23 protein-coding genes are annotated in these 24335 nt (G+C 71.6%); 11 read left to right on the forward strand and 12 right to left on the reverse strand.

The genetic code is table 11. From position 1 onward, the window contains the following. Positions 1 to 55: 55 nt before the first annotated feature. The 5 genes from ABZ948_RS33010 to galU are packed head-to-tail and all read right to left on the reverse strand — an operon-like array spanning position 56 to position 4013. Complete coding sequence (locus tag ABZ948_RS33010; protein WP_359765844.1) at positions 56 to 676, reverse strand: GNAT family N-acetyltransferase; 621 nt, start codon at positions 674 to 676, stop codon at positions 56 to 58. 23 nt (positions 677 to 699) lie between these two features. Continuing rightward, complete coding sequence (locus tag ABZ948_RS33015) at positions 700 to 1200, reverse strand: MogA/MoaB family molybdenum cofactor biosynthesis protein (protein ID WP_359765795.1); 501 nt, start codon at positions 1198 to 1200, stop codon at positions 700 to 702. Further along, positions 1197 to 1706 (reverse strand): cyclic pyranopterin monophosphate synthase MoaC, encoded by a 510-nt coding sequence (gene moaC, locus ABZ948_RS33020; protein ID WP_037758652.1) that lies wholly within the window; start codon positions 1704 to 1706, stop codon positions 1197 to 1199. The genes ABZ948_RS33015 and moaC overlap by 4 nt, the downstream gene beginning before the upstream one ends. A gap of 59 nt (positions 1707 to 1765) precedes the next feature. Further along, positions 1766 to 3106, reverse strand: coding sequence for a molybdotransferase-like divisome protein Glp (glp, locus tag ABZ948_RS33025; protein WP_359765798.1), 1341 nt, complete (start codon positions 3104 to 3106; stop codon positions 1766 to 1768). Positions 3107 to 3110: 4 nt separating this feature from the next. Further along, positions 3111 to 4013, reverse strand: a complete 903-nt coding sequence (galU, locus tag ABZ948_RS33030) for a UTP--glucose-1-phosphate uridylyltransferase GalU (RefSeq protein WP_359765800.1) — start codon at positions 4011 to 4013, stop codon at positions 3111 to 3113. A gap of 93 nt (positions 4014 to 4106) precedes the next feature. On the opposite strand from galU, the gene ABZ948_RS33035 reads away from it, so the two are divergent. Beyond that, entirely contained in the window at positions 4107 to 4730 is a 624-nt protein-coding gene (locus tag ABZ948_RS33035) for a 5-formyltetrahydrofolate cyclo-ligase (protein ID WP_359765802.1), read from the forward strand. A gap of 60 nt (positions 4731 to 4790) precedes the next feature. Here the strand turns inward: ABZ948_RS33035 and ABZ948_RS33040 are convergent, their stop codons facing one another. Next, on the reverse strand, positions 4791 to 7613 hold the full coding sequence (locus ABZ948_RS33040; RefSeq protein ID WP_359765804.1) for a penicillin acylase family protein: 2823 nt from the start codon (positions 7611 to 7613) through the stop codon (positions 4791 to 4793). 238 nt (positions 7614 to 7851) lie between these two features. Between ABZ948_RS33040 and ABZ948_RS33045 the strand changes: the two genes are divergently transcribed. From ABZ948_RS33045 to mscL, 6 genes are all read left to right on the forward strand, one after another. Then, positions 7852 to 9381 (forward strand): potassium/proton antiporter, encoded by a 1530-nt coding sequence (locus tag ABZ948_RS33045; RefSeq protein ID WP_359765806.1) that lies wholly within the window; start codon positions 7852 to 7854, stop codon positions 9379 to 9381. Positions 9382 to 9664: 283 nt separating this feature from the next. Beyond that, a complete protein-coding gene (locus tag ABZ948_RS33050) occupies positions 9665 to 10975 on the forward strand; it encodes an MFS transporter (protein WP_359765808.1) in 1311 nt (436 codons plus the stop codon). Positions 10976 to 11042: 67 nt separating this feature from the next. Beyond that, on the forward strand, positions 11043 to 11360 hold the full coding sequence (locus ABZ948_RS33055; RefSeq protein ID WP_359765810.1) for an FmdB family zinc ribbon protein: 318 nt from the start codon (positions 11043 to 11045) through the stop codon (positions 11358 to 11360). Positions 11361 to 11573: 213 nt separating this feature from the next. After that, positions 11574 to 12407, forward strand: coding sequence for an S-methyl-5'-thioadenosine phosphorylase (locus tag ABZ948_RS33060; RefSeq protein ID WP_359765845.1), 834 nt, complete (start codon positions 11574 to 11576; stop codon positions 12405 to 12407). Positions 12408 to 12633: 226 nt separating this feature from the next. Continuing rightward, entirely contained in the window at positions 12634 to 13152 is a 519-nt protein-coding gene (locus ABZ948_RS33065) for a hypothetical protein (protein ID WP_359765812.1), read from the forward strand. A 126-nt stretch (positions 13153 to 13278) separates the two neighbouring features. Next, the gene (mscL, locus tag ABZ948_RS33070) at positions 13279 to 13737 is read left to right on the forward strand and encodes a large conductance mechanosensitive channel protein MscL (RefSeq protein ID WP_359765814.1); all 459 of its coding nucleotides are present in this window, start codon (positions 13279 to 13281) and stop codon (positions 13735 to 13737) included. 49 nt (positions 13738 to 13786) lie between these two features. Here the strand turns inward: mscL and ABZ948_RS33075 are convergent, their stop codons facing one another. After that, positions 13787 to 13966 (reverse strand): hypothetical protein, encoded by a 180-nt coding sequence (locus tag ABZ948_RS33075; RefSeq protein WP_359765816.1) that lies wholly within the window; start codon positions 13964 to 13966, stop codon positions 13787 to 13789. Positions 13967 to 14022: 56 nt separating this feature from the next. Here ABZ948_RS33075 and ABZ948_RS33080 point away from each other — a divergent pair, with 56 nt between their 5' ends. The 4 genes from ABZ948_RS33080 to ABZ948_RS33095 all read left to right on the forward strand — a co-directional run bounded on the left by ABZ948_RS33080 (position 14023) and on the right by ABZ948_RS33095 (position 18866). Continuing rightward, complete coding sequence (locus ABZ948_RS33080; protein WP_359765818.1) at positions 14023 to 15252, forward strand: low temperature requirement protein A; 1230 nt, start codon at positions 14023 to 14025, stop codon at positions 15250 to 15252. 236 nt (positions 15253 to 15488) lie between these two features. Beyond that, positions 15489 to 16529, forward strand: coding sequence for a P1 family peptidase (locus tag ABZ948_RS33085; RefSeq protein WP_359765820.1), 1041 nt, complete (start codon positions 15489 to 15491; stop codon positions 16527 to 16529). A gap of 192 nt (positions 16530 to 16721) precedes the next feature. Continuing rightward, positions 16722 to 17939, forward strand: coding sequence for a L,D-transpeptidase (locus ABZ948_RS33090; protein WP_359765822.1), 1218 nt, complete (start codon positions 16722 to 16724; stop codon positions 17937 to 17939). A 180-nt stretch (positions 17940 to 18119) separates the two neighbouring features. Beyond that, positions 18120 to 18866: a DUF6227 family protein gene (locus ABZ948_RS33095; RefSeq protein ID WP_031117848.1), complete on the forward strand. Its 747-nt coding sequence runs from the start codon at positions 18120 to 18122 to the stop codon at positions 18864 to 18866. Positions 18867 to 19091: 225 nt separating this feature from the next. Here ABZ948_RS33095 and ABZ948_RS33100 read toward each other — a convergent pair whose 3' ends face one another. From ABZ948_RS33100 to ABZ948_RS33120, 5 genes are all read right to left on the reverse strand, one after another. Then, positions 19092 to 19766, reverse strand: coding sequence for a lytic polysaccharide monooxygenase auxiliary activity family 9 protein (locus ABZ948_RS33100; RefSeq protein WP_494487298.1), 675 nt, complete (start codon positions 19764 to 19766; stop codon positions 19092 to 19094). A 283-nt stretch (positions 19767 to 20049) separates the two neighbouring features. Beyond that, entirely contained in the window at positions 20050 to 20205 is a 156-nt protein-coding gene (locus ABZ948_RS33105) for a hypothetical protein (RefSeq protein WP_359765849.1), read from the reverse strand. Positions 20206 to 20316: 111 nt separating this feature from the next. Continuing rightward, complete coding sequence (locus ABZ948_RS33110) at positions 20317 to 22383, reverse strand: PTS fructose transporter subunit IIABC (RefSeq protein ID WP_359765825.1); 2067 nt, start codon at positions 22381 to 22383, stop codon at positions 20317 to 20319. A 145-nt stretch (positions 22384 to 22528) separates the two neighbouring features. Continuing rightward, positions 22529 to 23476, reverse strand: coding sequence for a 1-phosphofructokinase (pfkB, locus tag ABZ948_RS33115; protein ID WP_359765827.1), 948 nt, complete (start codon positions 23474 to 23476; stop codon positions 22529 to 22531). After that, complete coding sequence (locus ABZ948_RS33120; RefSeq protein ID WP_359765829.1) at positions 23473 to 24234, reverse strand: DeoR/GlpR family DNA-binding transcription regulator; 762 nt, start codon at positions 24232 to 24234, stop codon at positions 23473 to 23475. Before ABZ948_RS33120 ends, pfkB begins: the two co-directional genes overlap by 4 nt. Between the last annotated feature and the right edge of the window lie 101 nt (positions 24235 to 24335).

A 24335-nucleotide genomic window follows, 5' to 3' on the forward strand; every position in this document is an offset into this window, starting at 1 on the left:
GGCGGGAATTCATAGCCCCGAGACGGTCATCGGGCGATCAATTTCGAACATGCATTCAATTTCCGGGGTGGTGCCGGATTCCCGGATTACTCTGCGATCGTGCCCGGTGCCAGCGCCGGAGCAACCCGTCCGGCACCTCTTCCGCCGTCAGCGCGAAGACGAGGTGGTCGCGCCAGGCCCCGTCGATGTGGAGATAACGCGGTCTGAGCCCCTCCTCCCGGAATCCGAGTTTCTCCACGACGCGGCGGCTGGGCCCGTTCTCCGGGCGAATGCAGACCTCGATGCGGTGCAGTCCGACCGTGCGGAAACAGTGGTCCACGACGAGTGCCACCGCCGTCGGCATCACCCCGCGCCCGGCCACCCCCTCGTCCACCCAGTAGCCGACGTGCCCCGAGCACATCGAGCCCCAAGTGATCCCGGCGACCGTCAACTGGCCCACCAGCCGCCCCTGGTACTCGATGACGAAGGGCAGCATCCGGCCCGCGTTGGCCTCCGACCGGAGGTGGCGGACCATCTGGCGGAAGGTCGGGCGGTGGGCGAGCGGCCCGCCGGGCGAGGGCGGCGGGATGGTCGCCTCCCAGGGGCGCAGCCAGTCGCGGTTGCGCCGGTTGACCTCACGCCACGCCCGCTGGTCGCGCAGCTTTATCGGCCTGAGGACGATGTCGCCGTCCACCAGCTCGACGGGCCAGGATGGGCTGTTCAGCTCGCACCCCCACTGCTGGGTCTGGGGTGGTCGCCGCCGCGGAGCTGCTCGACGGCGTGGACCAGGAGCGGCTCCAGGACGGCCAGGCCGTCCTTCACGCCCCCGCTGGAACCGGGCAGATTGACGATCAGCGTGCTCCCGGCCACTCCGGCCAGGCCCCGGGAGAGCGCCGCGGTCGGCACCTTCTCCCGGCCGAACGCCCGGATGGCCTCGGCGATGCCCGGCACCTCGTGGTCGATCACCCGGCGGGTCGCCTCGGGGGTCCGGTCGGTGGGCGAGATGCCCGTGCCGCCGGTGGTGACGATGACGTCGTAGCCGGCGTCGACACCGGCGCGCAGGGCCGCCTCGACGGGGTCGCCGTCGGGGACGACCTGCGGGCCCTCGACCTCGAAGCCGAAGCGCCCCAGGCCGTCGGCGATCAGCGGGCCGCCCTTGTCCTCGTAGATTCCGGCGGCGGCCCGGTTGGAGGCCGTGACGACGAGAGCGCGGTACGTCATGCCCGGCTCCAGTCGCCCGACTTGCCGCCCGTCTTCTCCTCCACCCGTACGTCCGTGATGACCGCTCCCTTGTCGACCGCCTTGACCATGTCGATCACGGTGAGCGCGGCGACGGAGACCGCGGTGAGGGCCTCCATCTCGACGCCCGTGCGGTCCGTGGTCTTCACGGTGGCCAGGATCTCCACCGCGTCGTCCGCGACCGACAGGTCCAGTTTCACACCGGACACCGACAACGGGTGACAGAGCGGGATCAGGTCGGGGGTGCGTTTGGCACCCATGATCCCGGCGATGCGCGCGGTCGCGAGGGCGTCGCCCTTGGGGACGCCCTCGCCGCGCAGCAGCTCGATCACGCGCGGCGAGACGAGGACGCGGCCGCTGGCGCGGGCGGTGCGCGCGGTCACGTCCTTCCCCGACACGTCGACCATGCGGGCCGCGCCGGCGTCGTCGAGGTGGGTCAGCCGGTCCTGCGTCGGGCCGTCCTGCGTGCGTGGGTCCTGCGTGCTCATGCTGTGTGGCGCTCCCGGTCCGGGCCTGCTGTGCGCGACACGGTACCCCCAACCAGCGCCTATCGGCCGAGCAGGACCACCTCGACCTCGGAGCCGGGCTCGACGGACTCGGTGTCCTCGGGGACGACGATCAGCGCGTCCGCGTGGGCGAGGGCCGCGACCAGGTGTGATCCGGCACCGCCGACCGGGGTCACCCGGCCGTCCGCGTACGTGCCGCGCAGGAACTGGCGGCGGCCCTTCGGGGAGGTCAGCGCCTTGTCGGCGGCCAGGGTCGCCCGGGTCGTCGGCCGGTGGACGTCGTCGAGGCCCATGAGGGTGCGGATGGCGGGGCGGACGAACAGTTCGAAGGAGACGTACGACGACACCGGGTTGCCGGGCAGGGCCAGCAGCGGGGTGTGGTCGGGGCCGATGGAGCCGAAGCCCTGGGGCTTGCCGGGCTGCATGGCGAGCTTGCGGAACTCCACGCCGCTGCCCGGCTCGTCCTCGTCGCCGACGTGGGACAGGGCCTCCTTGACCACGTCGTACGCGCCGACGCTGACCCCGCCCGTGGTGACCATCAGGTCGGCGCGGACCAGCTGGTCCTCGATGGTGGAGCGCAGGGTCTCGGCGTCGTCGGCGACGGCGCCCACCCGGTAGGCGAGGGCGCCGGCGTCACGGGCGGCGGCGGTGAGGGCGAAGCTGTTGGAGTCGTAGATCTGACCCGTGCGCAGTTCCGTGTCGGGCTGGACGAGTTCGCTGCCGGTGGAGAGCACCACCACGCGCGGGCGCGGGCGGACGCGGACCGTGCCGCGCCCGATCGCGGCGAGCAGGGCGATCTGGGGCGGGCCGAGGACCGTGCCGGCCTCCAGGGCGCGGTCGCCGGCCTTCACGTCACTGCCCTTGGCGCGCACGTGCGCGCGTGCCTCGGCCGGGCGGTACACGTGCACGTGCCCGGTGGCGCCCTCGGGGCCGAGGCTGCGGGCGCGCATCCCGCGCACCGGCCCCTCGCCGAGGCCGCCGTCGGTCCACTCGACGGGCACGACCGCCTCGGCGCCGGGCGGCAGCGGTGCGCCGGTCATGATGCGGGCGGCCTGGCCGGGTCCCACGTGCAGCGGCTCGGCCTGGCCGGCGGCGACGTCCCCGACGACCTCCAGGGCCGCCGGGAACTCCTCGCTCGCGCCCGCGACGTCCGCGACCCGCACCGCGTAGCCGTCCATGGAGCTGTTGTCGAACGGCGGCAGGGACACCGGCACCGTGATGTCGTCGACCAGGACGCAGCCCTGGGCGTCGAGCAGGTGCAGTTCGATCGGCTCCAGGGGGCGGACGGTGGCGAGGATGTCCTCCAGGTGCTCGTCCACCGACCAGAGGTGGTCGGGGCCGGGGTGATCCTGGTCCGTGACGCGGGGCGCGGCGCTGCTCAACGTGTTACATCTCCTCGGCTACGTAACTGCGAAGCCAGGTCCGGAAGTCCGGGCCCAGGTCTTCACGTTCGCACGCGAGTCGGACAATGGCACGCAGGTAGTCGCCGCGGTCGCCGGTGTCATAGCGGCGGCCCTTGAAGACCACGCCGTGCACCGGGCCGCCGATCTTCTCGTCGGCCGCGAGCTGCTGGAGGGCGTCGGTGAGCTGGATCTCGCCGCCGCGGCCCGGCTCGGTCCGGCGCAGTATGTCGAAGATGTGCGGGTCGAGGACGTAGCGGCCGATGACCGCGTAGTTCGACGGGGCGTCGGACGGGTCGGGCTTCTCGACCAGGCCGCTGACCTTGACGACGTCGCTGTCCTCGGTGGTCTCCACGGCCGCGCAGCCGTAGAGGTGGATCTGCTCCGGGGCGACCTCCATGAGCGCGATGACGCTGCCGCTGCGCTGCTCCTGGACCTCGACCATGCGCTGCAGGAGCGGGTCGCGGGGGTCGATCAGGTCGTCGCCGAGGAGGACGGCGAAGGGCTCGTGGCCCACGTGCGGGGCGGCGCACAGGACGGCGTGGCCGAGGCCCTTGGGGTCGCCCTGGCGGACGTAGTGCATGGTCGCGAGGTCGCTGGACTCCTGCACCTTGGCGAGACGGCCGGCGTCGCCCTTCTTCTGCAGCGCCGATTCCAGCTCGTAGTTCCGGTCGAAGTGGTCCTCGAGGGGGCGCTTGTTGCGGCCCGTCACCATGAGGACGTCGTCGAGACCCGCCGCGACGGCCTCCTCGACCACGTACTGGATCGCGGGCTTGTCGACGACCGGCAGCATCTCCTTGGGAGTGGCTTTGGTGGCCGGCAGGAACCGGGTGCCGAGGCCTGCTGCGGGAATGACAGCCTTGCTGATCCGAGGGTGCGACTGAGTCATGTCCGCCACCCTATCCGGTGCCTTTGCATGGAATCTGCGGCTCCGGTTCATAGGCGCTCATATGAGCGTATTGCGACGGTACGGGAGCAACCATTGAGGCACATCGCACGTCCGGGCGAGCCTGACAAGCGGAGTTTGCGGCGCGAGATCCTCGCGGTGAGGAACAGGTTGACGGCGGATGACCTGCGGGAAACCTCGGCCGCGCTGGCCGGGCGGGCCCTGGAGCTGCCCGAGTTGGCGCGGGCCGGCACGGTCGCGGCGTATGTCTCCGTGGGGAGTGAACCCGGGACGCTCGCGCTCCTGGACGCCTTGCGCGCCCGGGGCGTGCGCGTGCTGCTGCCGGTGCTGCTGCCCGACAACGACCTGGACTGGGGCGGGTACGAGGGCGAGGGCTCGCTGGCGCGCGTCCAACACGGCGGCCGGATGGCCCTCTTCGAGCCCGCGGGCGAGCGCCTGGGCCCGGATGCCGTGACGACCGCCGACGCCGTGCTGCTGCCGGGGCTCGCGGTGGACGCGCGCGGGCTGCGGCTCGGGCGGGGCGGCGGCTCGTACGACCGGGTCCTGGCGCGGCTGGACCGGGCGGGGGCGCATCCCGCGCTGGTGGTGCTGCTGTACGACTCCGAGGTCGTCGAGCACGTCCCGGCAGAGCCGCACGACCGGCCGGTGCACGCGGTGGTGACGCCGTCGGGGGTGCGGCGGTTCCGGCAGGAGCCCTGACGCGGGAACGGCCCGCCACGCGCGCGTGGAGGGCCGTTCCCGTCTGCCGGAGTCAGCGGCTCACGGCTTGAGGACCAGCTTGTCGGTCGTGCCGTTCTCGACCGCCCGGTCCGAGAAGGACCACGGCAGCAGTTCGCCGTCGGCCCACTTGTCGGTCTGGTCGACGTAGTGGGCGCTGTAGGCGTGCCCGGAGGCGCCGCTGAGGTTGATCCAGCGGGACTTGTCGAGGTCTCCGAGGTTCACGACCATCCGCATGGACGGCACCCACACCACCCCGTAGCCGCCGGCGGCGTTCCAGCCGGTCGCGTTGACCGTCGCCTCGCCGCCGCTGAGCTCCCAGGGGCCGCGGTTGAGGGCGTACTGCAGGAAACCGGGGCCCTCGGTGCCGAGGGTCTGGTTCTTCAGGAACAGGCGGTGCAGCCGGCCCCAGCTCCAGCTGTCGATGTCCTTGCCGAGCTTGGCGGTCAGCTCCCAGCGGGCGTCGATCATCGCGCGCTTGAACAGCTGGTCGCGGTCGGCGGCGCCGGGGCGGGTGCCCGCCTTGGGCGTCTTCCACCACTCGCTCTTCGGCTGGTCCATCAGCTTGCGGACCACCTCGAACCAGCGGTCGCCGCCGTCCGGCTGCGCCTGGTCGGGGTCGCGCTGGCCGCACTCGCGCACCTTCTCGGCCTCGTCGGCGGGCCCGGTGGTGTTGACCGGGTCGACCCACAGGCACTGGCCCTTGACCCGCAGCTCCTTGGGCAGCTTGTTGCCGAAGGCCAGCTTGAGGATGTTGCGCCAGACGGCGTTGAAGTAGGCGGCGGCCGCCGAGTCGGCGTCCTGGGTGTAGTCCCAGCCCTCCAGGAGCTTCTGCGCCTCGCGGACGTCCTTGTCGCCGGTGTCGATCTTCAGCAGCGTGGGCACCAGCAGCCGGGCGATCTCGCTGCTGTTGTCCAGCTGCATCTGGCGCATGTCGTCCGTGGAGAGCTTGCCGCCGTCCTTGATCTTCGACTGGATCAGGTCGGTGATCCGCTGGCTGCGCGTGCCGTAGCCCCAGTCCGTGGTGAGCGTGTAGGGGTACTTGTCCGGGTCGATCACGGCCTGGTTGGCGGTGACGATGTAGCCGCGCTCCGGGTTGTACTCGTAGGGCAGCGCGTCCTGCGGGATGTAGCCGGTCCAGCGGTACTTCGGGTCCCAGCCGGGCGCCGGGAGGGAGCCGTCGTCGCCCTCCGCGCGCGTGGGGATCCTCCCCGGCAGGGTGTAGCCGATGTTGTCCTCGGTGTCGGCATAGACCAGGTTCTGCGAGGGCACGTCGAACAGGGCGGCGGCCTTGCGGAAGTCGGTCCAGTTCTTCGCCTTGTCCATGGCGAAGACGGCGTCCATGGTGGTGCCCGGCTGCAGGGCGGTCCAGCGCAGCGCGACGCCGTACCCGTCGCCTCTGTCGGGAGCCGCGGTGTCGACGGTGGCCTTCTTGCCGACCTTCACGAGCTCCTCGTCGCGGTCGGACAGCAGGGGCCCGTTGTTGGTCTCGCGGACGACGATCTTCTTCGGCGAGCCGCCGGCGACCTTGATGGTCTCCTCGCGCGTCTCGAAGGGCTTGACCTTGCCGTCGTACAGGTAGCCGTCGCCGGTGATCTTCTCCAGGTAGAGGTCCGTGACGTCGACGCCGGAGTTGGTCATGCCCCAGGCGATGTCCTGGTTGTGACCGATTATCACGCCGGGCATGCCGGCGAAGGTGTAGCCCGTGACGTCGTACTGGCAGGTGCTGGAGACGCTGCGGCAGTGCAGGCCCATCTGGTACCAGACCGACGGCAGCGAGGGCGACAGGTGCGGGTCGTTGGCCAGCAGCGGCTTGCCGGTGATCGTGTGCTTCCCTCTGACCACCCAGGAGTTGGAGCCGATGCCGTCGCCGTTCACGCCGACGGCCGGCGGGAGGTCGTCCAGGACTCTGGTGAGGCCCCCGAGCTGGCTGTCCAGGCCCGAGGTGCCCGAGGCGGTGCCGCTCGCGCCGGCGGCGCCGGAGGCGGTCCCCTGGGTGCCGGCGGTGCCGGTGGAGGTGCCGCCGGTCCCGCTCGTGCCGGAGGTACCGGACGTGCCGCTCGTGCCGGACGTGCCGCCCTGCTCGAACGCCTGGGTCAGCTCGCTGTACTGGCCCTCCTGCACGATCGCCTTGTTCCGGCTGTACGGGTACTGCGGGTACAGGTCGGCGATCTGCTTCGGGCCGAGGCGGCTGGTCAGCAGGGCGCGGTCGATCTCGTCCTGCATGTTGCCGCGCAGGTCCCAGGCCATCGCCTTCAGCCAGGAGACCGAGTCGACCGGGGTCCAGGCCTGCGGCTTGTAGTCGTTGGTGAAGCCGAGCGCCGCGTACTCCAGGGAGATGTCCTTGCCGTCCTTGCCCTGGAGGTAGGCGTTGACTCCCTTGGAGTAGGCCTGGAGGTACTTCTTCGAGGCGTCCGACAGCTTGGTGTCGTACTCCTCCTTGGCGATCCGGGCCCAGCCCAGGGTGCGCAGGAACTCGTCGTTGTCGACCTGGCTCTTGCCGAACATCTCCGACAGGCGCCCGGCGGCCATGTGGCGGCGGACGTCCATCTCGTAGAACCGGTCCTGCGCCTGGACGTAGCCCTGCGCCATGAACAGGTCCGCGTCCGAGGACGCGTAGATCTGCGGGATGCCGTAGTTGTCGCGTTTGACCTCCACGGGTCCCGAGAGGCCCTTGAGCGTGAGGGTGCCCTTGGTCTGCGGGAAGGAGGCCCGGACCGTGCTGATGGACCAGTAGGCCCCGAAGGCGACGCCCCCGATGAGGGCCAGCACCAGGACGAGGACGATCAGGCGGGCTTTGCGCCCTTTTCTCCTGCCGGACTTGCCGGGCTGCTGACCCGTGGAGGCGGTGGTGTTCGGGGGCATCGCTGTCCTTGCTGTCCTAACGCGAGCGGCAGGTTCGGCTGTGCTTTTAACTGAGCGCTGGAGCAACGATAGGCGCAGGGCCTTGCGCCCCTTGACGCGGAGTCGGGAACCGGCACGGACGGACGTTCGATCTTGCCCTCCGAAGCGTCAAGAAATCGTCAAGAGTTAGGTAAGGTAACGAAGTAGTCGGCGCGATGCGCCACAGCTTCATGTGCGATGTACGTGAGCCCACGCGCGCGTGTGCGCGGGCCAGGGAAGGATTCGGCCGCTGACTGTTCACCACCTCAACCAGCTCCTGCTCGTCTGCTCGCTCGTCCTGCTCGTCGCCGTCGCAGCGGTACGGATCTCCTCGCGCAGCGGGCTCCCCAGCCTGCTCGTCTATCTGGGCATAGGCGTCGCCATGGGCCAGGACGGCGTGGGCGACATCCACTTCGACAACGCCGAGCTGACCCAGGTCATCGGGTACGCGGCCCTGGTCGTGATCCTGGCCGAGGGCGGTCTGGGCACGAAGTGGAAGGAGATCAAGCCGGCGCTGCCGTCCGCCACGGCACTGGCGCTGGCCGGTGTCGCGGTGAGCGTGGGCATCACGGCGTCGGCCGCGCACTACCTGATCGGGCTGGAGTGGCGGCAGGCACTCATCATCGGGGCGGTCGTCTCCTCGACCGACGCGGCGGCCGTGTTCTCCGTACTGCGGAAGATCCCCCTGCCCGCGCGCGTGACGGGCACGCTGGAGGCGGAGTCCGGCTTCAACGACGCCCCGGTGGTCATCCTCGTGGTCTCGCTCTCCACGGCGGGCCCGGTCGACCACTGGTACGTGCTGCTGGGCGTGATCCTGCTGGAGCTGGCGATCGGCGCGGCCATCGGTCTCGCGGTGGGCTGGCTCGGCGCCTGGGGCCTCAGGCACGTGGCGCTGCCCGCCTCCGGCCTCTACCCGATCGCCGTCATGGCGATCGCCGTGGTGGCGTACGCGGCCGGCGCGCTGGCGCACGGCAGCGGCTTCCTCGCGGTGTACCTCGCCGCGATGGTGATGGGCAACGCGCGGCTGCCGCACTGGCCCGCCACGCGCGGGTTCGCCGACGGGCTCGGCTGGATGGCCCAGATCGGCATGTTCGTCCTGCTCGGACTGCTGGTCACCCCGCACGAGCTGGGCGACGACATCGTGCCCGCGCTGGTCATCGGGCTCGTGCTGACCATGGTGGCGCGTCCGCTGAGCGTGGTGCTCTGCCTGACGCCGTTCCGGGTGCCCTGGCAGGAGCAGACCCTGATGTCCTGGGCGGGGCTGCGCGGGGCGGTGCCCATCATCCTGGCGACCATCCCCATGGTGGAGGGCGTCGACGCCAGCCGCCGGATCTTCAACATCGTCTTCGTCCTGGTCGTCGTCTACACCCTGGTCCAGGGGCCGACACTGCCGTGGCTGGGCCGCAAGCTGCGCCTCGGCGACGGCTCGGAGGCCGCCGACCTCGGCATCGAGTCGGCGCCACTGGAGCGGCTGCGCGGGCACCTGCTGTCCGTGGCGATCCCGCAGGGGTCGAAGATGCACGGCGTGGAGGTGGCCGAGCTGCGCCTGCCGCACGGCGCCGCCGTGACGCTCATCGTGCGCGGCGGCGAGTCCTTCGTCCCGCTGCCGACGACGATATTGCAGCGGGGGGACGAGCTCCTCGTGGTCGCCACGGACCCCGTCCGGGACGCGACCGAGAGCCGGCTGCGGGCGGTCGGACACGGCGGCAAGCTGGCCGGCTGGCTGGGCACGGACGGGGCGAGCCGCTGAGCGGGGCGAGCCGCCGAGGAGCGTTTTGCACTGTTTGTGTTTGTAAGGTGAGCGGGTTCCCGGTGCTCTCTTTCACAGGCTCACCAGCCCGAGATCCCTGTACGATGAAGGTCTACCCAGATCGAACCACCTCTGCCTGACGCAGAGCTGGCGCGACCGTATGGCGGTCGGGTCGCCCCTCCTCACCGGGCCCCGGCATCTACCGCAGTTCCGCGCAAGAGGACAGCTCTCGGCGCCGCCCGCTGACCGGGCCGCGCTACCAGGCGGCAGAAAGGCACGGGCCGTGGCGTCCACGGTCACCTCGAAGAAGTCGAAGAACTCGATGACCTCGAAGAACTCGACGGCTTCCGCCCGCCCGGGATACGGCCGGCTGCTGCGCACCCGCGGCGCCTGGACGTTCCTGCTCCCCGGTTTCGCGGCGCGCCAGCCGTTCGCGATGCTGACGATCTCCATCGTGCTGCTGGTGCAGCACACCACCGGCTCCTACGGAGCGGCGGGCGCCGTCGCTGCCGTCACCGGCGTCTCCATGGCCCTGTTCGCGCCCTACAGCGGCCGTCTCGCCGACCGCTACGGGCAGCGTGCCGTGCTGGTCCCCGGGGTGCTGCTGCACGCGCTGTCCGGGCTCACCCTGACCGCGCTCGCGCTGTTCGACGCCCCCTTGTGGGCCGTGTTCGTCGCGGCCGTCCCGACCGGCGCCTCGGTGCCGCAGATCGGCCCCATGGTGCGGGCCCGCTGGGGCGTCACGCTCAAGGACTCACCGCTCATGACCACCGCGGCGGCCTTCGAGTCCGTCACGGACGAGCTGACCTTCGTCGTCGGACCGCTGCTGGCCACAGCCCTGTGCACGGCCATCGACCCGGCCGCCGGCCTGGTGACGGAGGCTTCGCTGACCCTGATCGGCGGTCTGCTGTTCGCCGCGCAGAAGAGCACCCAGCCCTCGGTCGCGGACCACGGGCACGCGCGCGTGGAGCACGCTTCCGCGCTGCGCGTCCCCGGGGTGCGCGTCCTGATCGTGATCTTCCTCGGCATCGGCACGGTCTTCGGCGGGATGCAGGTCTCGCTGGCCGCGTTCACCGAGTCGATCGGGGAGCCGGGCCTGAACGGCGTCCTGTACGGCGTCTTCGCCGCGGGCAACATGCTCTCCGGGATCGTCTGCGGCGCGATCGCCTGGAAGGCGGCCCCGCAGCGCCGCCTGGTCATCGGCTACACGGCGCTCGCCCTCACGGCGTCGGGCCTGTGGGCCGCCCACTCGGTCCTGGTCCTGGCCGGCCTCGGCCTCCTGGTCGGCATGTGCATCGCGCCCGCCCTGATCACCGGCTACACCCTGGTCGAGAGCCTGGTCCCGGCCGGTGCCCGCACCGAGGCCTTCACCTGGCTGACCGGCGCGGTGGCCCTGGGCCAGGCCGCCGCCGTCACGGTCGCCGGACAGCTGGAGGACCGCTTCTGGGGCGGCGCCGGTTTCCTGGTGCCGATGGGCGGCACGGTGCTCGCCCTGGCGACCCTCCTGGCCCTGCGTTCCCGGCTGTCCCCGAGGGTCCACGGCCGGACCGTCGCACGTGGCGTGGGTCACCGCGTGCCGGTGGCAGTGGACTGAACGGCCGGAATACGTCAAGATGGACCGTCGTTAGCACTCATCGAGTGAGAGTGCCAGGAGGAAGACAGTGCCCACCTACCAGTACCAGTGCACCGAGTGCGGCGAGGGCCTCGAGGCGGTGCAGAAGTTCACCGACGACGCCCTGACCGAGTGCCCCAGCTGCAAGGGCCGCCTGAAGAAGGTGTTCTCGGCGGTCGGCATTGTCTTCAAGGGCTCCGGCTTCTACCGGAACGACAGCCGCGGCTCCTCGTCGAGCAGCTCCCCGGCGTCGAAGTCGTCGAGCTCCTCCTCGTCGTCCTCCTCCGACTCCGGCTCGTCGAGTTCGTCGAGCTCCTCGTCGAGTGCGGGCAGCAGCTCCACGAGCAGCAGCACCACCGCCGCGTAAGGCCTGATCTCTGCGGGACCTCGTCGCCCTTCCGGCGACGGGGTCCTCGGCGTTTCCGCATGCGGTTAGGGTGCGGACATGGCGAACAAGGCGAACGCGGGTGGCGGGGCGAGCACGGTGAACGCGGGTGGCGGGGCGAGCACCGTGAACGCGGGTGGCGGGGCGGGCACGGTGAACGCCGGTGGCGGAGCGGGCACCGGCGGCGGGCCGGGTGTGGAGGGCGCCGGGATCGGTGTCATCGGCGGCTCGGGGTTCTACTCCTTCCTCGACGACGTGACCGAGATCCAGGTCGACACCCCGTACGGACCGCCCAGCGACTCCCTCTTCCTCGGTGACGTCGCCGGCCGACGGGTCGCCTTCCTGCCGCGGCACGGACGCGGCCACCATCTGCCGCCGCACCGGATCAACTACCGGGCCAACCTGTGGGCGCTGCGGTCGGTCGGCGTGCGCCAGGTGCTCGCCCCGTGTGCCGTGGGGGGTCTGCGTCCCGAGTACGGGCCGGGCACGCTGCTGGTGCCGGACCAGCTGGTCGACCGAACGAAGTCCCGGGCCAACACCTACTTCGACGGGCTTCCGCTGCCCGACGGCACGGTGCCGAACGTCGTGCACGTGTCGCTGGCCGACCCCTACTGCCCCGCCGGGCGGGCCGTCGCGCTGAAGGCGGCGCGCGGCCGGGACTGGGAGCCGGTGGACGGCGGCACGCTGGTCGTGGTCGAGGGGCCGCGCTTCTCCACCCGTGCCGAATCGTTGTGGCACCAGGCGCAGGGCTGGTCGGTGGTGGGCATGACCGGCCACCCCGAGGCGGCGCTCGCCCGTGAGCTGGAGCTCTGCTACACGTCCCTGACCCTGGTCACCGACCTCGACGCGGGGGCCGAGACCGGGGAGGGGGTCTCGCACGACGAGGTGCTGCGGGTCTTCGCGGCGAACGTGGACCGGTTGCGCGGGGTGCTGTTCGACGCCGTGGCCGGGCTGCCCGAGGAGGACGAGCGGGGCTGCCTGTGCGTGAGTGCGCTGGGCGGGATGGATCCGGGGTTCGCGCTGCCGTAGGTCACTGCGGCGGACGAGGGAGCGGAAGTTGCCGTTCGGGTGAGGGAGTTGTCCACAGGGCGGCGGTACGTCCACAGGCCTGAGCGGGCGGGGCGGCGAAGCCTCATCGTGGGGAGCGCAAGCCGGTCCCTCGTCGCAGGTGGTGGTCTCCGTGTCCCTCGCTCGCTCTTCGTACGTGCCCTCGTCTCCCTCGTGGTCCGTCCCCGCGTGCCCGCCCGGGGCCGAGGTGCCCGCGACCCGCGAGGTGCCGCGATTCGATCCGGTACGGGTGGGCGGGCGCTGCCGGTCCGGCCGGCTCGCCCGGCACCGGCGCCGGGCCCTGGCCGTCGGGCTCGCGGTCACCGCGACCGCGCTCGTGGCGGCGGGACCGCGTGACAGCGAGGGAGCCCGCGGGCATCCCCGGGCCCGTCCGCCCGCGCACACGGCCTCGGTGCCGTCCGGGGAGCGGCCCGCTCCCCCGCGCCGCGCCGCGGGAGCCGTGACGGCCCCGGTCCGGATCTCCGACGCGGCCACCGTACGGCTGCTGCGGCCCGGCGACCGGGTCGACGTCATCGCCGCCGAGGAGACGGTGACGGGCGGCGATGCCCGGATCGTCGCGCGCGGGGCCAGGGTGACGAAGGTGCCGGAGCCCCTGGAGGGCGCGTCCGACGACGGTGCGCTGGTCGTGCTCTCGGTGCCGCGCGCCACCGCCGCCCGGCTGGCCGGCGCGAGTGCCACGGCGCGCCTGGCGGTGACGTTGTGGTGATCGGCTTGTGCACGGCCCCGTCAAGCCCCTCGTTCGAGGGACCCAGGTGCTCAGTTCGGCGCAGTGTTGACGTAGGTTGCGGAGCGTTTTGTTCCACAAGCTGCTTGTGCGAGGAGAGGCTCCGAGGTGAGCGAGAAGAAGGATCCGAGTATCTGGGAGGGCTTCAAGGCCTTCCTGATGCGCGGGAACGTCGTCGATCTGGCGGTGGCGGTGGTGATCGGCGCCGCCTTCACCAACATCGTCAACGCCGTGGTCAAGGGGATCATCAACCCGGTCGTCGGCGCCATCGGGACCAAGAACCTCGACCACTACAGCTCGTGCCTCAGCTCCAGCTGCGAGGGCGAGCAGGGCATCCAGATCCTGTGGGGTTCCGTCCTCGGCGCCGCGCTGAGCTTCGTGATCACCGCGGCGGTCGTCTACTTCCTGATGGTCCTGCCCATGGCGAAGTACCTGGCCCGGGTGGAGGCCCGCCGGAAGGCCAAGGAGGGCACGCAGGAGGTCATCGAGGTGACCGAGCTGGAGGTGCTCAAGGAGATCCGGGACGCGCTGGTCGCACAGCGCGGCTCGGGACACGACCGGCCTTAGGGGGTGTCGCTCGGATCACGTCCCGGACGCGGGGTGCCGCCCGGCTGCTTCAGAGGTGGTGGGGCGGCTTCTCGTCGAGGAAGCGCCTGAGGTCGGCCGCGCCGCCGCCGGAGTCGGTGCGCTCGCCCCAGCCCCGGTCGGTGTCGTCGGAGGACTGCTGGTCGAGCGGGTCGTCGAAGACCAGCGCGGGCTTCGGCTCGCGCGGCTCGGATGCGGGGGCGGTGCTCATGCGTCCAGGGTACGGTCGCGGAGAAAAACCCCGCGCCTTCTGTTGTGCTGGGAATCATGACCTCCAGCACCACTCCCCCGCCCGCCCCCTCCGGCGCACCCGGCGGCCGGGGCCCCCTGCGCAGGCTCCGGGCCCGCGGCCGCGACGAGGCGCACCGGACGGCCTCGCCGCTGGAGCTCTTCTTCGACCTGTGCTTCGTCGTGGCCGTCGCCCAGGCAGGTGTCCAACTGGTGCACTCGGTGGCCGAGGGGCACGCGGGCGAGGGGATCCTCGACTACGCGATGGTGTTCTTCGCCCTGTGGTGGGCGTGGATGAACTTCACGTGGTTCGCCTCGGCGTACGACAACGACGACGTCCTCTACCGGGTCGTCACGCTGGTGCAGATCGCCGGTGTGCTGGTCCTCGCGGCGGGGGTCTCGCGGGCGTTCGAGGAGCACGACTTCCTCGTGGTCTGGCTGGGCTACCTCGTCATGCGGCTCGCCCTGGTGGCGCAGTGGCTGCGGGCGGCCCGCTCGAGCGAGGGCCCGGAGCGCAGGACGGCCCTGCGCTACGCCGGCGGCGTGCTGCTGTGCCAGGTCGGCTGGCTGGGGCTGCTGTTCCTGCCGGAGGGTGCCCGGCCCTGGTGGTTCCTGGTGATGGCGCTGCTGGAGATGTGCGTGCCGCCGATCGCGGAGCGGGGACACACCACGGCCTGGCATCCGCGCCACATCGCCGAGCGGTACGGGCTGTTCACCATCATCGTCCTGGGCGAGACGATCGCTGCGGCCACGATCGCGGTGAAGTCGGGCATCGACGAGCACGACGCGCTGAGCGAGCTCCTCCCCATCGCGGCGGGTGGTCTGCTGATCGTCTTCGCGGCGTGGTGGCTCTACTTCGTGGTGCCCATCCACGGCCATCTGCGCTCCAACCGGCAGGCGTTCCTGTGGGGCTACGGGCACTACCTCGTCTTCGCCTCGGCGGCCGCGATCGGCGCCGGACTGGAGGTGGCGGTGGAGCAGACGGTCGGCAAGGCGCACATCTCCACGCTGGCGGCCTCGGCCGCCGTGACCCTGCCGACGGCCCTGTATCTGCTGATGCTGTGGGCCCTGCACTCGCGCCACTTCAAGGCGGGCTTCACCCAGCAGCTGGTGCTGCCGACGACGGCACTGCTGGTGATCTGCTGCACGTTCCTGGGTGACTGGGCGGTACTGGCGGCGGGCGTGGTCTGCGCGCTGTCGGTGGCGGCGGGCGAGACGCTGGCCGTCCGCGGGGCGCGGGGCAGAGGGGCTGCGGCACCGGCCGGGTGAGCGTGCGGTCGGCCCCGGGCGCCCGGCGGGTCTGCGGGCGGCTGACGGCCGACGCCTGACGACTGACGACTAGCAACTGACGACTAGCGGCTGACGGCTGACGGCCAGCAGCTGACGGCCGACGACTGACGACTGACGGCCCAGCAGCTGACGGCCGGCGGCTGGCGACTGGCGGTCGGCGGCGCGGAACGCCTCGCTGCGCCCGGGCCGGGGGCGACTGGACGAGACTGTGCGCCATGACAGTTGAGGCTCTGGTTGACGCTCTGACGGATGTCTCCGGCCTGCGCGTGGGGCACGCGACCCGCGCCGGCGACGGCTGGCTCACCGGCACCACGGTCGTGCTCGCCCCGGAGGGCGGCGCCGTGGCCGCCGTGGACGTGCGCGGCGGCGGTCCCGGCACGAAGGAGACGGACGCGCTCGATCCGCGCAACGTGGTGCGCAAGGTCGAGGCGGTCGTGCTGACCGGCGGCAGCGCGTACGGGCTGGACGCGGCGTCGGGGGTGATGGCCTGGCTGGAGGAACGGGGGCGCGGGATCCGGGTCGGGGCGGACCCGGCGCACGTGGTGCCGGTGGTGCCCGCGGCGTGCGTCTTCGACCTGGGGCGGGGCGGCGACTTCCGGGCCCGGCCGGACGCGGCCACCGGCCGGGCCGCGGTCGAGGCCGCCGCGGCGAGCGGGGAAGGCGCGCCGGTGGCGCAGGGGTGCGTGGGCGCCGGCACGGGCGCGGTGGTCGGGGTGGTGAAGGGCGGCGTCGGCAGCGCGAGCACCGTGCTCGGCTCGGGGATCACGGTGGCGGCGCTGGTGGTGGCCAACGCGGCGGGGTCGGTGGTGGATCCGGAGACGGGGGTGCTGTACGGGGAGTTGTTCCAGGGGCGGGTGGAGTATCCGCAGGCGCGGGTCCACGAGGCCGCGCGGCGGCGCCTGGCCGAGACGGCCGCGCGGAGCGCTCCTCCCCCGCTCAACACCACGCTGGCGGTGGTCGCCACCGACGCGGACCTGACGAAGGCTCAGGCGCAGAAGCTGGCCGGTACGGCACACGACGGCATCGCCCGCGCGGTGCGTCCGGTGCACCTGCTCAACGACGGGGACACGGTGTTCGCCCTGGCGACGGGAGACCGCGCCCTGGACGCCGTGAACCCGCTCGCCCTGAACGAGGTCCTCGCCGCGGGCGCGGACGTCGTGACCCGGGCGATCGTGCGGGCCGTACGGGCGGCCGAGACGGTCGACGGTCCGGGCGGGGCGTGGCCGTCGTACGGGGAGTTGTACGCGGGCCGCTGAACCGGCCCGTGGTGCCCTGCCCGGGCCCGCTGCCCTTGGCGCACAGCGGATCCACAGCGGAACCGGACTTTGTCGCGGTTCTGTCACGTGACGGCGTTCACCGCGCACGGACGGAACCCGACCGGCCGCCCACCCCCTCTTCCCTCACGTACTGGAGCGGATCTCGCACATCACACGAACTGGGAGCAGCCCGTGACAACGCCGGACATTGCAGCGCGGCGCACACTGGGGGCCTGTGCCGCCCTGATGGTCGGCGCCCTGACGCTCACCGCCTGCGGTGGCAGCGCCAACGCCAAGGACGACGAGAAGGGCGGCAAGGACGCCGCCAAGACGTCCGTCGCGAAGATCGCCATCTCGGCGAAGGACGGTTCGACCGGCGCCTCCATCAACACCACCGGCGTGAAGGTCAGCGACGGGAAGCTGACCGACGTGAAGATGACGGTGGCGGACAGCGGGCAGGCCGTGCCGGGTTCGGTCTCCGCCGACGGCAAGGCGTGGAAGCCGAAGGAGCAGCTGGAGCGCGGCACGAAGTACCAGATATCGGCGACCGCGAAGGACGCGGACGGCCGGACGGCCGCGGCCAACTCGATCTTCACCACGGTGACATCGGCGAACAGCTTCATCGGCACGTACACGCCGGACGACGGCACCACGGTCGGGGTGGGCATGCCGGTGTCGTTCACCTTCGACAAGGCCATCACCGACCGCAAGACCGTGCAGTCGCACATCACGGTCACGTCCAGCAGCGGGCAGAAGGTCGTGGGGCACTGGTTCAACGGGCAGCGGCTCGACTTCCGGCCCGAGGAGTACTGGAAGGCCGGCTCCAAGGTCACGATGAAGATCGACCTGGACGGCGTCGAGGGCGCGAACGGCGTCTACGGCGTGCAGAAGAAGACGGTCACCTTCACCGTCGGGCGCGCGCAGATCTCCACGGTGGACGCCAGGACCCAGACGATGACGGTCGTGCGGGACGGCAAGACCATCAAGACCATCCCGATCTCCGCGGGCAGCCCGCAGCACACCACGTACAACGGGCAGATGGTGATCTCGGAGAAGTTCGTCCAGACGCGGATGAACAGCCAGACGGTCGGGCTGGGCGGCGAGTACGACATCCCGGACGTGCCGCACGCGATGCGCCTGACGACGTCCGGCACCTTCATCCACGGCAACTACTGGTACAACAAGGGCAACCCGCCGTTCGGCCGCCAGGGCACCAGCCACGGCTGCGTCGGCCTGGCGGACGTCCAGGGCGCCGGGGGCAGCACGCCCGCCAAGTGGTTCTACGACAACTCCCTCATCGGGGACGTGGTGATCGTGAAGAACTCCCCCGACAAGACGGTGGCACCGGACAACGGGCTCAACGGATGGAACATGGCGTGGAGCCAGTGGGTCGCGGGCAGCGCCTCCTGATCGTCTTCAAGCACCGCCCCAACTGGGGTTTCTGACGGACCGACCGGGCCGCGCGGGAACTTTTCGCGCGGCCCGGGCGTTTTCCCGGACGTACGTTTTCTCGGTTCCCGGACATGATGTCCGACCGAGGGGCTACGGTATGCACCCACAAGGTGACATGCAGCAACGCCGGGAGAAACCTTGAGCGTTCCGTACGAGACGGCAGCGTACGAACCCCACGACTCGCCCGAGTCTCCGGAGGAGCACCTCGCGCGACTCCTCGGCCGTGCCCTGAACTCCTTCGAGTTGCCGGACGAGACGATAAGGCTGCTGGACTGCGCGCTGGCGCACGACGGTTCGCTGCACTCCGCGCACCACAGCGCGGGCCTGCACCGGGAGACCTACCGGCACACGTGGCTGCTCGCCGACGGCTCGGCGCTCACCCTGTGGGAGCTCGTCCACAACACCGCGCCGGGCAGCGAGCCGCAGCACGAGGTGTACGTGGACGAGGAGGAGCTGCGCGCCGCCACCGCGCGGCTGCCGCTGCCGCCGGACGCCCCGGACTTCGAACTGCCGGTGACGGTACAGCTGTCCCCGGTCGCCCCGCCGCGGCACGCCTACGCCCGGGACGACTCCGCGGACCACGCGCGCCGTTTACTGCGCCGGGCGGAGAACGCGGACCGGCCGGGCGCGGACACGGCGGCCCTGCTGGCCACGGCGTCCGGTCACCAGATCACCCAGGCCTTCGGCCGCCCGTGCCGCGCGGGCCGGGCGGGGCTGGGCTTCTCGCTCTACGAGCACGCGTTCCTGCTGCGTGACGGCGCGGAGATCTCCCTCTGGGAGGTCGAGCACACGGCGACGCCGGACGGGCGGCACATGTGCGAGGTGTACGCCAGCGAGGACGCGGCGCGCGAGGCGATGGAGCGGCGGGCGGCACAGCTCTCCTGAGACGGGTCCTTAAGAGGTCGTGTTCATCTGTAGTGCGGCGCTATCTCCGCACGGGGGTGCAGTGGCGCTACCTGCCGCATGATTTCCCGCACGGGAACCCGTCGGGGCAGGGTGCCCACATGGGGCCCCTGCCCCGACGGGGCTCGGTCGGCCGGGCGGCGGGTTACCGGTGCCCGGCCGAGGCCGGTGCCGTGTGTGGTGCTGTGCCGTGCGGTGCTGTGCGGCTCAGCCGAAGTTCACGTCGCTGCACCACATGTAGGCCTGGTCGAGGTGCGAGGCCTGCCAGATCACGAACACGATGTGGTGTCCGGTGTAGCCGGAGGTCTGGACGGGGAACGTGATGTTCTGTGCCGGGGCGAAGCGCCCGGTCTGCGTGATGAAGTCGAGGTTGCTCCAGCCCAGGGTCTGGGTCTTGGGGTTGAAGCCCTGCTTGCTCACGTAGACCTTGAAGTAGTCGGCACCGTGGGACGCCTGGTCGTACAGGTGGACCGAGAAGTTGTTGCCGACGGTGGTGGTCTTCCACGGTCCGGGCTTGTCCAGGCTGGCGTTCCTCGAGAGGTTGTTGCTGCAGAGTGTCCCGTCGGGGGTCCGTGCCTGGAACTGGCCTCCGAGGCCGTCGCGGAGCGCGCTCATCCAGTTCCACATGGTGTCGGGGTTGGCCTGGAAGGCCTGCCAGCACATGGGGTCTTGGGTCTGCATGGCCGGGTTCGTGTGGTTGTTGCCCCACGTCTTCCAGCACTGGTACGCGCGGGTGGCGGGACCGACGACGGTGCCGTGGGCCTGGGCGGGGGTCGACCAGGCGACGGCGCCGACGACCACGGCGAACAGCATGACGAGCGCCTGGAGAGGCCGACGGAGGTACGCCTGCGAACGCCCGGTTAACGGGCTCTTTGTGCGCATTGTGGGGGGACTCCTTCCAGTGGCAAGGCTGTTATGGGAGCGCTCCCAACGTCAGGTCTTTTGAGTGAGATGTCAATAAAGCGGACGGAGTTGATTACACGGGTGGGTGGCGAGCAGGGAATCTGCCGTGATCCGGGGGTCGGAATCGTTCGCGGGACCGGAAAACGAGGATCCCGGCCTGGACCGGTACGCCTGGCCGGCGATGCCACCCTCTCCTGGCGCGACCCGACACCCGGGCATCAAACACTCAATCCGGGATGAAACAACGGGAGAAAACGACCTCTTAGGACCTGTCGCCGAGTTGGCGGACCAGCTCGGCGAAGGCGTCTCTCTCCTCGCCGGTCAGCTCCACGGACTCCGACCGGGGCCCCGTCTGCCGCTGCTGCGGAAGGGCGGGGAGGGGGTGGCCTTCGGGCCATCGGGAGACGTGCTCGGGCATGCGCCCCAGTAGACACCACGGCCCGGGACTTCGGTCCCGGGCCGTGATTTTCGTGATCTATCTCGCAGGTGGCATGAACGGATCACAGTGCCCCAAAGGGGCCCAGTCTCCTTACGCCGCCACCGGCTGCTTCTGCTCCGCCGCCTGGGCCGCGGCGCCCTCGCCGGAGGCCGGCGTGGCGCCGGGGGCCTGCTTGCGCATGCCCTTCAGGACGATCACCAGGGCCGTGGTGACGCAGACGCCCGCGGCGATCGCGACCAGGTAGAGGAACGGGTTGCCGATCAGCGGGACCACGAAGATGCCGCCGTGCGGGGCGCGCAGGGTAGCGCCGAAGGCCATCGACAGGGCGCCGGTGATCGCGCCGCCCGCCATCGAGGCGGGGATGACGCGCAGCGGGTCGGCCGCGGCGAACGGGATCGCGCCCTCGGAGATGAAGGAGGCGCCGAGCACCCAGGCGGCCTTGCCGTTCTCGCGCTCGGTCTGGGTGAAGAGCTTGCCGCGCACGGTCGTCGCCAGCGCCATGGCCAGCGGCGGGACCATGCCGGCCGCCATCACCGCGGCCATGATCTTCATCGCCGAGTCGCTGGGGCTGGCGACCGCGATGCCGGCGGTGGCGAAGGTGTAGGCGACCTTGTTGACGGGACCGCCGAGGTCGAAGCACATCATCAGGCCGAGGAGGGTGCCGAGCAGGATGGCGTTGCTGCCCGACAGGCCGTTCAGCCAGTCGGTCATGCCCTTCTGGGCCTCGGCGATGGGCTTGCCGATGACGACGAACATCAGGAACCCGACGATCGCCGAGGAGATCAGCGGGATCACCACCACCGGCATGATGCCGCGCAGTGCCGCCGGGATCTTCACCTTCTGGATCGCCATCACCACGCCGCCGGCGATCAGACCGGCCGCGAGACCGCCGAGGAAGCCGGCACTGATGGTGGACGCGATCATGCCGCCCACGAAACCGGGAACCAGGCCGGGCCTGTCCGCCATGCCGTAGGCGATGTATCCCGCCAGGACCGGAACGAGGAAGCCGAACGCCACGGCACCGATCTGGAACAGCAGGGCCGCCCAGCTGTCGGTCTGGGTCCACACGAAGTGCTCCATGACCGAGGGCGCCGTCTTGACCTCGTAGCCGCCGAGCGCGAAGCCGAGGGCGATGAGCAGACCGCCCGCCGCGACGAACGGCACCATGTAACTGACGCCGGACATCAGCCACTTGCGCAGCTTGGTGCCGTAGCCCTCGCCGGATTCGCCGCCGCGCTCCACGGGGCTGGCCGGGGCGGATCCGGAGCTGACCTCGCCGCGGGCGGCCTTCTCGCGGACCTCGGTGATGAGTTCGGCGGGGCGGTTGATGCCCGCCTTCACACCGACGTCGACGGTCGGCTTGCCGGCGAAGCGTTCCTTCTCCCGCACGGGCACGTCGTGGGCGAAGATCACGGCGTCCGCCGCCGCGATGACCGCCGGGTCGAGCCGGGTGAAGCCGGCCGAGCCCTGGGGCTCGACGGTGACCTCGACGCCCGCCTCGCGGCCGGCGTTCTCCAGCGACTCGGCCGCCATGTAGGTGTGGGCGATGCCGGTGGGGCAGGAGGTGACGGCGACGATCCGGAAGGGGCGCTCCTCGCCACCGGCCGTGTCGTCACCACCGGCCGTGTCGTCGTCGGTGACCGTGGCGGCGGCGGGAGAGGCCGCTCCCGCCGACGCCACGGTGTCTTCGGCGCCCGCCGCGGCGGGCGCGTCGGGTTCGTCGCCGCGGATCAGCGCCGCCGCGGCCGCCGCGTCGCCCACCGCGCGCAGGGCGTCGGTGAACTCGCTGTTCATCAGCTGCCGGGCCAGGGACGACAGGATCGTCAGGTGGGCGTCGTCGGCGCCGGCCGGCGCGGCGATCAGGAAGATCAGGTCGGCGGGGCCGTCCGCGGCGCCGAAGTCGATGCCGGCCGCGCTGCGCCCGAAGGCGAGCGTCGGCTCGGTGACGTGCTCGCTGCGGCAGTGCGGGATGCCGATGCCGCCGTCGAGGCCGGTCGGCATCTGGGCTTCGCGGGCGGCCACGTCGGCGAGGAAGCCGTCCAGGTCGGTCACCCGGCCCAGGGCCACCATGCGCTCGGCGAGGGATCGCGCCGCCGCTTCCTTGGTGTCGGCGGACAGGTCGAGATCGACCAGGTCCGCGGTGATCATGTCGCTCATCGCGGGCTCCTTAGCTCGCGTATCGCCCGGTCAGTGGGGTGGGCGGGGGAGGGGACGGGGGTGCGGTGGGGGGTGACGTGGGTGGGGGCGGGGAGTAACGGGGAGGCTCGCCGCTCTCGGGCCGGTTCGGGCAGCTGGGGGTTCGTCATGACACCGGCTCCTTCAACACGCGGTCCGCCGGGATGTCCGCCGTGACCGTCACCGCCGCCGGGTCCAGGTCACCGGGCTTGGGCATGACACTGCCGGGCAGCTGGACGGCCGCCGCGCCGTGGGCGACCGCGGAGGCCAGAGCCTCGGGGCCGTTGCCGCCGGCGATCAGGAAACCGGCGAGGGAGGAGTCGCCGGCGCCCACGTTGCTGCGGACGGCGGCGACCCGGGCGCTGCCGAACCAGGCGCCCTCGTCGGACACCAGCAGCTGTCCGTCGGCGCCGAGGCTCGCGAGGACGGCCCGGGCACCCCTCTCGCGCAGTTCCTCGGCCGCCTTCACGGCGTCGCCGACGGTGGCGAGGGGGCGGCCGACGGCCTCCGCGAGTTCCTCGGCGTTGGGCTTGACCACGTCGGGCCGCTCGCGCAGGGCCGCGAGCAGCGCGGGTCCGGAGGTGTCCAGGGCGATCCGCGCCCCGGCGGCGTGCGTGCGGGCGACCAGGTCGGCGTACCAGGAGGGGGCGAGGCCGCGCGGGAGGCTGCCGCAGCAGGCGATCCAGGAGGCGTCGCGGGACTGCTGTCGTACGGTCTCCAGCAGCAGTTCGCGTTCGGCGTCGGAGAGTTCGGGGCCCGGCGCGTTGATCTTCGTCAGGACGCCGTCGGCCTCGGCGAGGGCGATGTTGGAGCGGGTGGCCCCGGCGACGGGGACCGGCGCGACCTCGATGCCCTGCGCGTCGAGCAGGTCGGCGACGAGCGCGCCGGGGGCGCCGCCGAGCGGCAGGACGGCCACCGTGCGCTGCCCGGCCGCGGCGACCGCGCGGGAGACGTTCACGCCCTTGCCGCCCGGGTCCATCCGCTCGCCGGTGGCGCGGATGACCTCGCCGCGGTCGAGGGACGGCACCTCGTAGGTGCGGTCCAGGGACGGGTTGGGGGTGACGGTGAGGATCATGCGCGCACTACTTCCGTGCCGCCGCGCTCGATCGCGACGGCGTCTTCGGGGCTCAGCCCGCTGTCGGTGATCAGCAGGTCCACATCGCTCAGGTCGCCGAAGCGGGCGAAGTGCTCCTGGCCGTGCTTGGAGGAGTCGGCGAGCAGCACCACGCGGCGGGCGGCGGCCACGGCCGCGCGCTTCACTGCGGCCTCGGCGAGGTCGGGGGTGGTCAGGCCGTGCTCGGCGGAGAAGCCGTTGGCGGCCACGAACAGCACGTCGGCGCGGATCTCGCCGTAGGCCCGCAGCGCCCAGGCGTCCACCGCCGCGCGGGTGCGGTGGCGTACGCGGCCGCCGACGAGGTGGAGCTGGATGCCGGGGTGGTCGGCGAGGCGGGCCGCGATGGGCAGGCTGTGCGTGACGACGGTGAGCGAGGCCTCCAGCGGGAGGGCGGCGGCCATCCGGGCCACCGTCGTGCCGGCGTCGAGGATCATCGTGCCCTCGCTCGGCAGTTCCGCGAGGGCGGCCTTGGCGATGCGGTCCTTCTCGTCGGCCGCGGTCGACTCGCGCTCGGCGATGTCCGGCTCGAAGTCGAGGCGCCCGACCGGGATGGCTCCGCCGTGCACCCGGCGGACGAGTCCGGCGCGGTCGAGGGCCTTCAGATCCCGGCGGATCGTCTCCGCCGTCACCTGGAACTCCTCGGCCAGCGACACGACATCCACTCGGCCGCCGTCACGGGCGAGCCGGAGGATCTCCTGCTGCCGTTCCGGTGCGTACATGTCTGTTCGCCTCCGCCTCGTGCCCGAACGTGTGGTTTCAGCGGGAGGCTACGCCGAGATTTCCGCAAAGTAAACAGGTTCGGACCCAATCGGGCGTGATC

The organism is Streptomyces olindensis (genome assembly GCF_040645895.1).
Classification (GTDB): domain Bacteria; phylum Actinomycetota; class Actinomycetes; order Streptomycetales; family Streptomycetaceae; genus Streptomyces; species Streptomyces olindensis.